Source organism: Catenulispora sp. GAS73 (genome assembly GCF_041262085.1).
Classification (GTDB): domain Bacteria; phylum Actinomycetota; class Actinomycetes; order Streptomycetales; family Catenulisporaceae; genus Catenulispora.
The window spans coordinates 147,245-160,205 of the sequence record NZ_JBGCCM010000021.1 but is presented as its reverse complement, the minus strand read 5'-3'; the positions used below and the strand labels follow the sequence as shown (position 1 = coordinate 160,205).

The following is a 12,961-nucleotide window of genomic DNA, read 5'->3' as shown; positions in this document are numbered from 1 at the left end:
GGCTCGCCGCATATCCAGTGCATGTTCATCACATGTCCGGGCCTCAAAGAATTCTCACAGACGGGCATGATGGACTACTCCCCATGTCTGATCATGTTGAGGTCGAGGAGTCGGGGCCGGACCGCCGGTCCGTCATGAAGGCCGCCGCCCTGGTCGTGGTGCCGGTGGCCGGGGTCGGAGCGGTCGCGGCGTGCTCCAGCAGCTCGTCGTCCGGCGGGTCTTCCAGCGGGAACGGGACAGTCGTCGTGCCGTCCTCCTCGGTGCCGGTCGGCGGCGGCTACATCGACAAGTCGAACAACGTCGTGGTGACGCAGCCGCAGGCCGGGGTCTTCAAGGCCTTCACGGCGGTGTGCACGCACCAGGGCTGCACGGTCGGCGGCGTGACGAACAACCGCATCGTCTGCCCCTGCCACGGCTCGGTCTTCAGCGCCCAGGACGGTTCCGTGATCAACGGCCCCGCGGCCTCGCCGCTGGCGGCGATGACGGCCAAGGTGAACGGCGCGAACGTGGACGTCACCGGTTCTTCGAGCTGATTCGGGACTGCCCGCGCCTACCGGAGAAACATCCTGACATTGGCCCTGATCGGGCGACCCGCGGTTGTCTTCAGCGTCCTCGTCGCCCGACCGATATCCCTAGTGATCGCGCTCGCCGACCACTATTCAAGGGAGAACATCGCAGTGAGCATCCGTAGGTTCCGCAGGGTCTTCGCCGTCGGGATGACGCTGGTCGGGGCGGCTTTGCTGGGCGCTGGTCCGGTGTCGGCCAGTGGGACGGGCACCGGAACGACCACCGGCCCCGGCCCAGGCTCCGGGTCCGGCACCGGCCCCACCAACGCCCCGATGGCCATCACCCTGTGCCACGGCTACGGCACCTACCTCGGCCTCGGCCTGCACCGCGTCGCGGCCGGCAAGAACCTCCTCGTCGTCGAGGTCTGCGGCGACCCGGCCAAGCGCACGATCAGCATGGTGCGCGACAGCTACATCAAGGTCGACGGCCCGCGTGCCGACAGCCTGCGCTTCCACTGGCGCTGGGCCGACAAGGCCGGCGCGGTCAAGGGCGGCGGGGACGACGACAACGGCGCCTTCGCCCTCGGCCCGCAGAGCGAGAACACCTTCGCCTGGCCCTACTCCCAGTCGGTCGCGCCGCTGGCGCCGAGCGCGCGCTGCGTCGTCGGCGTTCTGAGTGAGGGGACCGCGCAGTTCGTCACCGAGCCCGTCTGCCCCTGACGCGAGCCGGGGGGACCAGCCCGACAGCCCGGGGTCGACCCCCGGCCACCGAATGGTGTCCCCCCGGCCGCGTAGGCTTTCCCTGTGGCAGACCCGGCAACCTATCGCCCGAAGACCGGCGAGATCCCGACCTCGCCCGGCGTCTACAAGTTCCGCGACCCGCACGGCCGGGTGATCTACGTCGGCAAGGCCAAGAACCTGCGCTCGCGGCTGACGAGCTACTTCCAGGACCTGGCCAACCTGCACGTCCGCACCCAGACCATGGTGACCACGGCCGCGAGCGTGGAGTGGACCACCGTCGCCACCGAGGTCGAGGCGCTCCAGCTGGAGTACACCTGGATCAAGCAGTTCGACCCGCGGTTCAACGTCAAGTACCGCGACGACAAGTCCTACCCGAGCCTGGCCGTCACCGTCGGTGAGGAGTACCCGCGCGCGCAGGTCATGCGCGGTCCCAAGCGCCCCGGCGTCCGCTACTTCGGGCCGTACTCCCACGCCTGGGCGATCCGCGAGACGCTGGACTCGCTCCTGCGCGTCTTCCCGATCCGCACCTGCTCCTCCGGCGTCTTCAAGCGTGCCGCGCAGACCGGCCGGCCCTGCCTGCTCGGCTACATCGGCAAGTGCTCCGCGCCGTGTGTCGGCCGGGTCAGCGCCGAGGAGCACCGGGAGATCGTCGAGGACTTCGTCACCTTCATGGCCGGCCGCACCGACCGGTACATCAAGGGTCTGGAAGACGAGATGAAGGAGGCTGCGAAGGACCTGGAGTTCGAGAAGGCGGCCCGCCTGCGCGACGACCTCCAAGCTCTGCGGCAGACCCTGGAGAAGAACGCGGTCGTCCTCGGCGACGGCACCGACGCCGACGTCATCGCGTTGGCCGAGGACCCGCTGGAGGCCGCGGTCCAGGTGTTCCACGTGCGCGGTGGCCGGATCCGGGGCCAGCGCGGCTGGGTCGTGGACCGGGTCGAGGACGTCGACACCGCCGGCCTCGTCGAGCACTTCATGCAGCAGCTCTACGGCTCCGAGCAGGGCGTGCAGGGCGTCGACACGGAGACCGTGCCGCGGGAGATCCTGGTCCCGGAGCTGCCGGGCAGCGTGGAGGCCATAACGGAGTGGCTGTGCGAGCGCCGCGGCTCCAAGGTCGAGGTGCGCGTCCCCCGGCGCGGCGACAAAGCCGCGCTGATGGAGACCGTCGCGCAGAACGCCAAGCAGGCCCTGGCCCTGCACAAGACCCGCCGCGCCTCGGACCTCACCACGCGCTCGGTGGCCCTGCAGGAGCTGGCCGACGCCATCGGCATGGACCAGGCCCCGCTGCGCATCGAGTGCTATGACATCTCTCACCTGCAGGGCACCAACGTCGTCGCCTCGATGGTGGTCTTCGAGGACGGCCTGCCGCGCAAGAGCGAGTACCGCCGCTTCACGATCAGGGGCTCCGAGGAGACCGGCGGCGCGACCAACGACGACGTGCGCAACATGCACGAGGTCATCACCCGCCGCTTCAAGGCCTTCCTCAAGGAACAAGAGGAAGAAAAGCTCATCGATGAGACCACAGGTGAGCGCAGGAAGTTCGCCTATCCTCCGCAGCTGGTGGTCGTCGACGGCGGCCAGCCGCAGGTCGCGGCGGCAGCGCGGGCGCTGGCGGACCTGGAGATCAGCGACGTCACGCTGGTCGGCCTGGCCAAGCGACTGGAGGAGGTCTGGCTGCCGGACGAGGACGACCCGGTCCTGCTCCCGCGCAGCAGCGAGGGCCTGTACCTGCTCCAGCGGGTCCGGGACGAGGCGCACCGCTTCGGCATCGCCTTCCACCGCCAGAAGCGGTCCAAGTCGATGGTCGCCAGCGCGCTGGACGATGTGCCCGGGTTGGGGGAAGTACGGCGTAAAGCGCTGTTGGCCCATTTCGGAACTCTTCGCAAACTGCGCGCGGCGGATGTGGCAGAAATCGCCGAAGTACCTGGTATCGGGCCCGCCACGGCGCGCCAGATCCACAGTGCTTTGGCCGAGGTTCCGGTAAGTCGTGCGGTGAACGCCGCCACAGGTGAGATCCTGGAGGGGGGAGAGAGCAGGATCGGGCCGGACGAGGAGTGACTGGCGTGAGGGAGAACAGACCGAGCGAGCAGGACGCGCACCAGGAATCGGAGCAGGTCGTCGCGGAGCCCGAGGGCTCAGAGGCGTCCCAGGGCGCCGACGAGCCCGACGCGCAGGACGGCCCGCACGCACCGGAGCTGGTGATCGTCACCGGCATGTCCGGGGCCGGCCGCTCCACCGCCGCCAAGGTCTTCGAAGACCTCGGCTGGTACGTCGTGGACAACCTGGCGCCGACGCTGATCGCGCCGATGGTGGACCTGGTGATGCGCGAGTCGCGCAGCACCGACCGGCTGGCGTTCGTCGTCGACGTGCGCGGCCGGGCCTTCTTCGACACGCTGCGCAGCACCCTGGACGAGCTGGACTCGGCCGGGCTGAACCACCGCATCGTGTTCCTGGAGTCCGACGACGACGTGCTGGTGCGCCGCTACGAGGGCGTGCGCCGGCCGCATCCGCTGCAGGGCGAGGGCCGGGTCACCGACGGCATCGAGCGCGAGCGGGAGCTGCTGCGCGAGCTGCGCGGCGAGGCCGACCTGGTGATCGACACCTCGGCGCGCAACGTGCACGAGCTGCGCAACGCCATCGAGTCCGCCTTCGGCGACTCCGACGACGTGCCGCTGCGGGCGACCGTGATGAGTTTCGGATTCAAGTACGGACTGCCCGTCGACGCCGACCTCGTCGCGGATGTACGGTTCTTGCCAAACCCGCACTGGGTGCCCGAACTCCGTCCGCGCACGGGTCAGGACCCTGAGGTGAGCGGGTACGTGCTGTCCCAGCACGGTGCCAAGGAATTCCTGGACCGGTACGCGGAGGTACTGAACATCGTCACCGAGGGATACCGCCGCGAGGGCAAGCGCTACCTGACCCTGGCGATCGGCTGCACCGGCGGCAAGCACCGCAGTGTCGCGATGTCCGAGCAGATCGCCGCGCGGCTGTCCGCCGAGGGCGTGGACACCGTGGTCGTGCACCGCGACATGGGTCGCGAGTGACGGCGGCTGATCGGGCGGCGTCCAGGCGGGTCATAAAGAACGAGGTGGTCCCGACCATCTCCGGAAACCTGTTCCGGCCGGACCCGGCGGGATCGCCGGCTCCCGTGCCCCCGCCGACCCCCGGGGGGCCGATGGCTCCCATGGCTCCCATGGCTCCCACGGCCCCGATGGCCGGCGACCCGTCGGGCGGCCTGGCCGCCCCGCAGGGCCCCTTCGCCGCCACCGGTCCGGGGCAGCAGCCGGCCGTGCCGATGATCGGAGCCGCGGTCGCCGCCGCGAACTGGGCCGAGCCGGCCCCCGAGGACGCGCCGACCGTCGAGTTCAAGGCCTTCAACACCGCCGCCGACGGCCGTCCGGCGCCGCGCGTCGTGGCCCTGGGCGGCGGCCACGGCCTGTCCGCGACCCTGGCCGCGCTGCGCACCGTCACCGACGCGCTCACCGCGATCGTCACCGTCGCCGACAACGGCGGCTCCTCCGGCCGCATCCGCCGCGAGCTCGGCGGCCTGCCGCCGGGCGACCTGCGGATGGCGCTGGCCGCGCTGTGCGGGGACGACGAGTGGGGCCGCACCTGGGCCGACGTCCTGCAGCACCGCTTCGGCGGCCCGGCCGAGGGCGGCCTGCACGGCCACGCCGTCGGCAACCTGCTCATCGCCGCGCTGTGGGAACGCCTCGGCGACCCGGTCCGGGCCCTGGACTGGGTCGGACGGCTGCTCGGCGCGCGCGGCCGGGTGCTGCCGATGTCGACGGTGCCGCTGGAGATCGAGGCCCTGGTGGCCGGCGTGGACCCGGCCAACCCGGGCGCGACCGACGTCATCCGCGGCCAGCACGAGCTCGCGGTGACGCCCGGCCGGGTGCTCTCGGTGCGGCTGAGCCCGCCGGAACCGCCGGCCGCGCCCGAGGCGGCCGCCGCCATCCGGGCCGCCGACTGGACGGTCCTGGGCCCCGGCTCCTGGTTCACCAGCGTGATCCCGCACCTGCTGGTGCCCGAGTTGTGCGCGTCCCTGGCCGAGACCAAGGCGCGCAAGCTGCTGGTCTTCAACCTGTCCCCGCAGCCCGGCGAGACCGACGGCTTCTCCGCCGAGCAGCACATCGAGGTCCTCGCCGACCACTGCCCGGGCCTGCGCCTGGACGTGGTGCTGGCCGACGAGGTGTCCTGCGGCGCGCCACGCGTGCACGGCCCGCTGGAGAAGGCGGCCGCCGCGCTCGGGGCGCAGGTCGTGCTGGCTCCGCTGGCCGCGCCGTACCGGGCCGGGGACAAGAGCCCGCGGCACGACCACGCGCTGCTGGCGCGGGCGTTCCGTGGGGTGTTCGCAAGGGGCTGATGGCCGCCGGGCGGATCGCAGGGCCTGATCACAGGACTCTGATCGCCCGTCAGAGTGATTGTCACGGAAGGTGTGGCGCAGCACACTGACAGCCATGCTGCGTACGTCTCTCGCGTTCGCCGTCGCTGCGGCAGCGGCCCTGGTCACGGCTCCGGCGCAGGCCCACGCGGCCGGCTTCCACAGGTACGTGGCCCTCGGCGACTCCTACACCGCGGTCGGCGACCTGCTCCAGCCAGCCGGCGGGCCGCTGGGCTGCTTCCGCAGCAGCGTCAACTTCCCGCACGACCTGGCCGCCCGGCTGCACGTCGCAGACCTCGTCGACGCCTCCTGCGGGGGCGCGGTGACCGCCGACATGACCGGCCCGCAGTCGGTCATCGGCGGCACCAATCCCGCGCAGTTCGACTCCCTGGCCCCGGACACCGACCTGGTGACGGTCGGCATCGGCGGCAACGACATCGGCTTCGGCGACATCGTGACCACCTGCGGCGAGCTGTCGCTGGACGTCTTCGGCAACCCCTGCCAGCAGCACTTCACGGTCAACGGCACCGACCAGCTCGCGGCCCGGATCGACGCGCTGGCGCCGACCATTGACGCGGTGATCCAGGGCGTTCACCAGCGTGCCCCGCACGCCACCGTCGTCGTGGTCGGCTACCTGCCGGTGCTGCCGGCCTCCGGCGGCTGCTGGCCGAGCATGCCGGTGGCCGTGGGCGACGTGCCGTGGCTGCACGGCATCGAGCAGAAGCTGAACGACATGCTCTCCGCCGAAGCCGCCGCGAACGGAGCGCTCAGTGTTAACCCCAACGGTGTCACCGGCCGTGATGCCTGCCAATGGCCGTGGACCCGCTGGGTCGAGCCGGTCATCCCGGCCCAGCCCGCCGCGCCGGTACACCCCAACCCCGCCGGGCAGAGCGCGGTGGCTGCGATGATTGAAAGCAGGCTCTGAACGTCGCACTAGGCCGAACGAGCGTCATCCAACCTCGTGAATGCGCGGGTGGAAGCACACGGCGCCGGTTCGCGTTGGTTAGGGTGGACCGCTGACGGGAACGGTTCCGGCTCGGCACTCTGAGCTGCGATGACAGGCGAAAAAGGGGTAGCGGCGCGATGGCGATGACGGCGGCGGTCAAGGACGAGCTGAGCCGCCTGGCGGTGACCAAGCCCTGCTGCCGCAAGGCCGAGGTGGCCTCGGTGTTCCGGTACGGCGGCTCCCTGCACATCGTGTCCGGGCGGATCGCGATCGAGGCCGAGCTCGACACCGGGGCCGCGGCCCGGCGCCTGCGCAAGGACATCTGGGAGGTCTACTCGCACCGCGCCGAGCTGGTCATCCAGTCGCCCGGCGGCCTGCGCCGGGGCCACCGCTACCAGCTGCGGGTGACCGCCGGCGGCGAGGCGATGGCCCGGCAGATCGGCATGGTCGACGGCCAGGGCCGGCCCGCCTTCGGCTTACCTCCGTACCTGGTCAACGGCCCGTTGTGCGACTGCGAGGCGGTGTGGCGCGGCGCGTTCCTGGCGCACGGCAGCCTCACCGAGCCCGGCCGCAGCTCGGCCCTGGAGATCAACTGCCCGAACATGGAGTCGGCGATCGCGCTGGCCGGGGCCGCGCGCCGGCTCGGCATCCCCGGCGCCAAGCACCGCGAGGTGCGCGGCAGCGACCGCGTGGTGCTGCGCGACGGCGACGCGATCAGCGCGCTGCTCACCCGGCTCGGCGCGCACGAGGCGGTGCTGGCCTGGGAGGAGCGGCGGATGCGGCGCGAGGTGCGCGCCACCGCCAACCGGCTGGCCAACTTCGACGACGCCAACCTGCGCCGCAGCGCCCGCGCCGCGGTCGCCGCCGGGGCCCGGGTCTCGCGCGCGCTGGAGATCCTGGGCGAGGACGCGCCGGACCACCTGGCCGCCGCCGGCCGGCTGCGCCTGGACCACAAGCAGGCCTCGCTGGAGGAGCTGGGCACGCTGGCCGACCCGCCGCTGACCAAGGACGCGATCGCCGGCCGGATCCGCCGGCTGCTGGCGATGGCCGACCGCCGGGCGTTCGAGCTCGGCGTGGACGGGACCGACGTCCCGGCGTCCGTCTCGGCATACGGACCCCCGTCCGTTTCTTACAAGGACGACTCACTCGCCGCACGGCTGAGCGTTCCCGCGCAGGCTGGCGCCGGTCCGGCGCCATCGGTCGGTCAGACGTCCGACGACCTACCGGCGAGTACGGATTCTGCCATCGTCTCGCAGGTCGGGCCGGGTGCGTTGTCTTCCCCGGGTTCGCGATAGGCTCGTGACCGTGCGCGGTCCGAATCGAATGATTCGGTGAAACGCCACGTTATGCGTCGACTCTCGACCGGGTGTGCACAAGAGCGCCCGGCAACCTGAAGGGAGCCCTGCGACAGTGACCGTCCGGGTAGGCATCAACGGATTCGGCCGCATCGGCCGCAACTTCTTCCACGCGATCGTCGCCTCGGGTGCTGACGTCGAGGTCGTGGGGATCAACGACCTCGCTGCCGCCCCGATCCTGGCGCACTTCCTGAAGTACGACTCGATCCTGGGCCGCTTCGACGGCACGATCGAGGCCACCGACGGCGAGCTGATCGTCAACGGCCGCGCCATCAAGGTGCTCTCCGAGCGCGACCCCGCGTCGCTGCCGTGGAAGGAGCTCGGCGCGGACGTGGTCGTGGAGTCCACGGGCCTGTTCACCAACGGCGACGACGCGCGCAAGCACATCGAGGCCGGGGCCAAGAAGGTCATCATCTCCGCGCCGGCCACCAACGACGACGTCACCATCGTGATGGGCGTCAACCAGGACAAGTACGACGCGGAGAACCACAACATCATCTCCAACGCGTCCTGCACCACCAACTGCCTGGCGCCGCTGGTGAAGGTCCTGCTCGACGAGTTCGGCATCGAGCGCGGCTACATGACCACGGTCCACGCCTACACCACCGAGCAGCAGCTGCTCGACCAGATCGCCCTGACCCGCAAGGGCACCATCGACCTGCGCCGCGCCCGCAGCGCCCCGCAGTCGATCATCCCCACCTCCACCGGCGCGGCCAAGGCCATCGGCCTGGTCATCCCGGAGGTCAAGGGCAAGCTCGACGGCTTCGCGATGCGCGTTCCGGTCCCCACCGGCTCGGTCACCGACCTGACCGTGGACCTGGGCCGGGAGACCACCAAGGAAGAGATCAACGCGGCGTTCAAGAAGGCCGCCGAGACCGGTGCGCTCAAGGGCTTCCTGAAGTACACCGAGGACGAGATCGTCTCCCGCGACATCGTCACCGACCCGCACAGCTGCATCTTCGACAGCAAGCTGACGATGGCCAACGGCAACCAGGTCAAGGTCGTCGGCTGGTACGACAACGAGTGGGGCTACTCCAACCGCCTCGTCGACCTCGTCGCGTACGTCGGCGCCTCGCTGTAGCCCGATCACTGATACAGATCCCGTGCCCGCACGAGCCCCGTTCCGGGTTCGTGCGGGTTTCTCGTTGACAGAGAAGAAGGACTTATGAAGACCCTCGACGACCTCGACGTCGCCGGCAAGAAGGTCCTGCTGCGCTCGGACCTGAACGTCCCGCTGGACGGGGCGCGCATCACCGACGACGGCCGCATCCGCGCCTCGGTCCCGACCATCAACGCGCTGCTGGACAAGGGCGCCCGGGTGATCGTCGCGGCGCACCTGGGCCGCCCCAAGGGCGAGCCGGACCCGAAGTACAGCCTGGCCCCGGTGGCCAAGCGGCTCGGCGAGCTGCTGGACGTCCCGGTCACCTTCGCCGCCGACACGGTCGGTGAGTCCGCGCAGGCCGCGGTCGCCGCGATGCCCGAGCGCTCGGTGGTGCTGCTGGAGAACGTCCGCTTCAACGCCGGCGAGACGGCCAAGGACGACGCCGCCCGCGGCGCGTTCGCCGCGCAGCTCGCGGCCCTGGCCGACGTGTTCGTCTCCGACGGCTTCGGCGCCGTGCACCGCAAGCACGCCTCGGTCTACGACATCGCCAAGCTCCTGCCCTCCGCCGCCGGCCTGCTGATCCAGACCGAGGTCGCGGTCCTGAAGAAGCTCACCGAGAACGTCGCGCGCCCCTACGCGGTGGTCCTGGGCGGCTCGAAGGTCTCCGACAAGCTCGCGGTCATCGAGAACCTGCTGGAGAAGGCCGACCGGATCCTGGTCGGCGGCGGCATGGTCTTCACCTTCCTGAAGGCGCAGGGCTACGAGGTCGGCCGCTCGCTGCTGGAGGAGGACCAGATCCCGACGGTGCGCGGCTACCTGCAGCGCGCGGCCGAGCGCGGCGTGGAGTTCGTCCTGCCGATCGACATCATCGCCGCCACCGAGTTCTCCGCCAGCGCCGAGCACGAGGTGGTCTCGGCCTCGGAGATCCCGGCCGACCGCCTGGGCCTGGACATCGGCCCGGAGTCCGGCAAGCTGTTCGCGAACAAGCTCTCCTCGGCCAAGACCATCTTCTGGAACGGCCCGATGGGCGTGTTCGAGATGGAGCCGTACGCCGGCGGCACCCGCGCCGTCGCGCAGGGCCTGATCGACTCCGAGGCGTTCACCGTGGTCGGCGGCGGCGACTCGGCGGCCGCGGTCCGGCAGCTGGGCTTCGACGAGGCAGCGTTCGGCCACATCTCCACCGGCGGCGGCGCGAGCCTGGAGTACCTGGAGGGCAAGACCCTCCCGGGCCTGGCCGTGCTTGAGGAAGGGAAGTAGGTCTCCATGGCTGAGCGTAAGCCGCTTATGGCTGGCAACTGGAAGATGAACCTCAACCACCTGGAGGCGATGAAGCACGTCCAGGAGCTGGCGTTCTCACTGCACGACAAGGACTACGACGCGGTCGACGTCGCGGTCCTGGTGCCGTTCACCGACATCCGCTCCGTCCAGACCCTGGTCCAGGGCGACAAGCTGCGCATCCAGTACGGCGCGCAGGACGTCTCCGAGCACCCCTCGGGCGCCTACACCGGCGACATCTCCGCCCCGATGCTGGCCAAGCTGGACTGCCACTACGTGGTGGTCGGCCACTCCGAGCGCCGCCAGTACCACGGCGAGACCGACGCACTGGTCGCGGCCAAGGCGGTGATGGCGCGCAAGCACGGGATCACCCCGATCATCTGCGTCGGCGAGCACCTGGACGTCCGCAAGGAAGGCGCGCACGTCGCGCACTGCGTCGAGCAGACCCGCGGCTCCCTGGCGGGCCTGTCCGCCGACCAGGTCCAGACCTCGGTCATCGCCTACGAACCGGTCTGGGCGATCGGCACCGGCGAGGTCGCGACCCCCGAGGACGCCCAGGAGGTGTGCGCCGCGATCCGCGCCGAACTGGCCGCCCTGTTCGACGAGAGCGTGGCCGCCACCACCCGCATCCTGTACGGCGGCTCGGTAAAGGGCGCCAACGCCGCCGAACTGATGGCCCAGCCGGACATCGACGGCGCCCTGGTAGGCGGCGCATCGCTGGACGCCGCAGACTTCACCCGCATCGTACGTTTCCGCGATTCCGCAGTCGCCGCTGGCTGAGCACCGGCTCCATTGCGTAATGTAGGGCCGGGGTGCCCAGGCATCCCGTCCCTGTCCTTATCGGAAGAGCGAGTGGACCGCCGAAGTGACTCTTTACCAGTGGATCGTCTCGGGCATCCTGGTCGCGACCAGCCTGCTCCTCATCATGTCGGTGCTCCTGCACAAAGGTAAGGGCGGTGGCCTCTCCGACATGTTCGGCGGCGGCGTCTCCGGCGGCCTGCAGGGCTCCTCGGTGGTGGAGCGCAACCTGGACCGCATCAGCGTCGTCCTGTCGGTGATCTGGATCTCGTGCATCGTAGGGCTCGCGCTGCTCTACAAGCACAACGTCTGAACGGCAGCAGGGTAGAGGTACCGGCGCCCGCCCGGATTCCTTCCGGGCCGGCGCCTTTTTCGGCCCCGAGGAGCCCGGCGGGGGCTCGTCGTGTCCGACCGGACCATGCGGGGTGTTGGTTCTGTGCCCCTCGCCGCGTCGGCGGGCGCAGCCAACCTGGTCGGGCCGGTGGTGTCAAGCCGGACGAAACCGGTCCACAGCAGCAGTGATCCGGCTTTACACCACCGGACCGGCCTGGTTCCGTAAGGCGACGACGTGGCGAGGGGCACAGAACCCGGCGACCACAAGCAGCGACCGCCAGCAGACAGCGCGGCGCACCACGAGCGGACAGAAAGCCGACCAGTCGCGGGCCGCCGCCGAAGCGCCCGACGCGCGGGTCGCCCCCTCGCTGTAGAGCGCCCGCCGGAGGCCTCAAGGCGCCCACCACGCCCAACGATTGCCGCCTACGACATGCGCAGTGACTCGGACCGGCGCGTGGTTTTGCACGCGCAAACCGCCAGCCGCCAACGCAACCAGCGGGGCACAACCGAACTGCGTCCCCCTGCGAGGCCATAAAACCATCCGCGAAGCCGTAAAAATCGCCTTGAAACCACAAGCGAACCGCACCTGAAAGCACGCCTTGTTTGACCCTCACGTCACGTCACGTCACGTCAGGTCAAGAAAATCCACCACCGCCGCCAGAAACCCCGGCTCCGCCACCGCCCGCCCATGATCCCCGGGCACCATCACCTTCGTCCCGCGCGGCAGCGCGGCGACCAACTCGTCGACCGAATCACCCCGCTCGTCCTCGCTACCCATCACCACAAGCGTGGGCACCTGCACACGACCGAGATCCGCCGCCGGAGTCGCCGCGAGCGAATCCAGCGCGTGCAGCAACGCCACGGTGTCCATCTCTGCGCCCTGGAGCCACTGCGCGGTCCGCTCATCGGCCGAACCCGGCTCGAACGGCTCCGTCGCCTCAACGATCCGCCGCAGCATCCGCGCCACGCCGCCGCCGAAGCCCTCCACCTGCTTCAGCCCCTGGCCGCCGACCACCGCCCGCCGCGGCGTGGCACCGCGGACCAGCATCCGCACCACGATGCGCGCGCCGAGGGAGTACCCGGCGAGGTCGTAATCGGCATTCGCCAGCCCGAGGTAGTCCAGCAGCGTGAGCGCGTCGTCGGTGAGGACGTCGCTCGGGTACGCGGCGGCGTCGTGCGGCTTGGCGCTGCTGCCGTGGCCGCGGAAGTCGGGCAGGATCACGCGGTGCCCGTGCGCCGCGATCGTGGCGGCACGGTCGTCGCGGAGCCACAGCGAGCTGTCTCCGAGCGCGCCGTGCAGAAGCAACAGGGGCCTGCCCTCGCCTACCTCGCGATAGGCGAGGCGGACTCCGTCGTGGGCGGGAAAGAAGGACACTGCGGGGTTGGACATGTGCCGGAGCGTATACCGGCTAACCCGACTGTTCCGCCCGACTTTCCCGCCCAACTGTTCAGCCCAGCTGATCCGCCCGACTGTCCCGCCCGACCTTCCCGCCCGACTTTCCCGCCCAGCCCAGCCCTGTC

11 protein-coding genes and 1 pseudogene are annotated in these 12,961 nt (G+C 70.5%); 11 read left to right on the top strand and 1 reads right to left on the bottom strand.

Annotation, left to right across the window (positions count from 1 at the left end; all coding sequences use genetic code 11):
* The first annotated feature begins 83 nt into the window (after positions 1-83).
* The 11 genes and pseudogenes from ABH935_RS29835 to secG all read left to right on the top strand — a co-directional run bounded on the left by ABH935_RS29835 (position 84) and on the right by secG (position 11,420).
* On the top strand, positions 84-533 hold the full coding sequence (locus tag ABH935_RS29835; protein ID WP_370381255.1) for a Rieske (2Fe-2S) protein: 450 nt from the start codon (positions 84-86) through the stop codon (positions 531-533).
* Positions 534-677: 144 nt separating this feature from the next.
* Positions 678-1,226 (top strand): hypothetical protein, encoded by a 549-nt coding sequence (locus ABH935_RS29830; RefSeq protein WP_370381254.1) that lies wholly within the window; start codon positions 678-680, stop codon positions 1,224-1,226.
* Between the two features lie 84 nt (positions 1,227-1,310).
* Entirely contained in the window at positions 1,311-3,305 is a 1,995-nt protein-coding gene (gene uvrC / locus ABH935_RS29825; protein ID WP_370381253.1) for an excinuclease ABC subunit UvrC, read from the top strand.
* A 5-nt stretch (positions 3,306-3,310) separates the two neighbouring features.
* Positions 3,311-4,291, top strand: coding sequence for an RNase adapter RapZ (gene rapZ / locus ABH935_RS29820; RefSeq protein ID WP_370381252.1), 981 nt, complete (start codon positions 3,311-3,313; stop codon positions 4,289-4,291).
* A gap of 251 nt (positions 4,292-4,542) precedes the next feature.
* Positions 4,543-5,613 carry a uridine diphosphate-N-acetylglucosamine-binding protein YvcK gene (yvcK, locus tag ABH935_RS29815; RefSeq protein ID WP_370381304.1) on the top strand — a complete coding sequence of 357 codons (1,071 nt, stop codon included), beginning with the start codon at positions 4,543-4,545 and terminating at the stop codon, positions 5,611-5,613.
* A 94-nt stretch (positions 5,614-5,707) separates the two neighbouring features.
* Entirely contained in the window at positions 5,708-6,556 is an 849-nt protein-coding gene (locus ABH935_RS29810; RefSeq protein WP_370381251.1) for an SGNH/GDSL hydrolase family protein, read from the top strand.
* 158 nt (positions 6,557-6,714) lie between these two features.
* Positions 6,715-7,665: pseudogene (gene whiA, locus ABH935_RS29805) on the top strand (DNA-binding protein WhiA); the annotation flags it as partial.
* 322 nt (positions 7,666-7,987) lie between these two features.
* On the top strand, positions 7,988-9,013 hold the full coding sequence (gap, locus tag ABH935_RS29800; RefSeq protein ID WP_370381250.1) for a type I glyceraldehyde-3-phosphate dehydrogenase: 1,026 nt from the start codon (positions 7,988-7,990) through the stop codon (positions 9,011-9,013).
* A gap of 84 nt (positions 9,014-9,097) precedes the next feature.
* Entirely contained in the window at positions 9,098-10,291 is a 1,194-nt protein-coding gene (gene pgk, locus ABH935_RS29795) for a phosphoglycerate kinase (protein ID WP_370381249.1), read from the top strand.
* Positions 10,292-10,297: 6 nt separating this feature from the next.
* Positions 10,298-11,089 carry a triose-phosphate isomerase gene (tpiA, locus tag ABH935_RS29790; protein WP_370381248.1) on the top strand — a complete coding sequence of 264 codons (792 nt, stop codon included), beginning with the start codon at positions 10,298-10,300 and terminating at the stop codon, positions 11,087-11,089.
* 85 nt (positions 11,090-11,174) lie between these two features.
* The gene (secG, locus tag ABH935_RS29785) at positions 11,175-11,420 is read left to right on the top strand and encodes a preprotein translocase subunit SecG (RefSeq protein ID WP_194907406.1); all 246 of its coding nucleotides are present in this window, start codon (positions 11,175-11,177) and stop codon (positions 11,418-11,420) included.
* A 645-nt stretch (positions 11,421-12,065) separates the two neighbouring features.
* Here the strand turns inward: secG and ABH935_RS29780 are convergent.
* Entirely contained in the window at positions 12,066-12,830 is a 765-nt protein-coding gene (locus tag ABH935_RS29780; protein ID WP_370381247.1) for an alpha/beta fold hydrolase, read from the bottom strand.
* Positions 12,831-12,961: the final 131 nt, after the last annotated feature.

Excerpts from the sequence above, each read along its gene's own strand:
- yvcK (WP_370381304.1), top strand. The coding sequence starts at position 4,543 with ATGATCGGAGCCGCGGTCGCCGCCGCGAACTGGGCCGAGCCGGCCCCC.
- ABH935_RS29835 (WP_370381255.1), top strand. The coding sequence starts at position 84 with ATGTCTGATCATGTTGAGGTCGAGGAGTCGGGGCCGGACCGCCGGTCC.
- ABH935_RS29780 (WP_370381247.1), bottom strand. The coding sequence starts at position 12,830 with ATGTCCAACCCCGCAGTGTCCTTCTTTCCCGCCCACGACGGAGTCCGC.
- ABH935_RS29810 (WP_370381251.1), top strand. The coding sequence starts at position 5,708 with ATGCTGCGTACGTCTCTCGCGTTCGCCGTCGCTGCGGCAGCGGCCCTG.
- tpiA (WP_370381248.1), top strand. The coding sequence starts at position 10,298 with ATGGCTGAGCGTAAGCCGCTTATGGCTGGCAACTGGAAGATGAACCTC.
- pgk (WP_370381249.1), top strand. The coding sequence starts at position 9,098 with ATGAAGACCCTCGACGACCTCGACGTCGCCGGCAAGAAGGTCCTGCTG.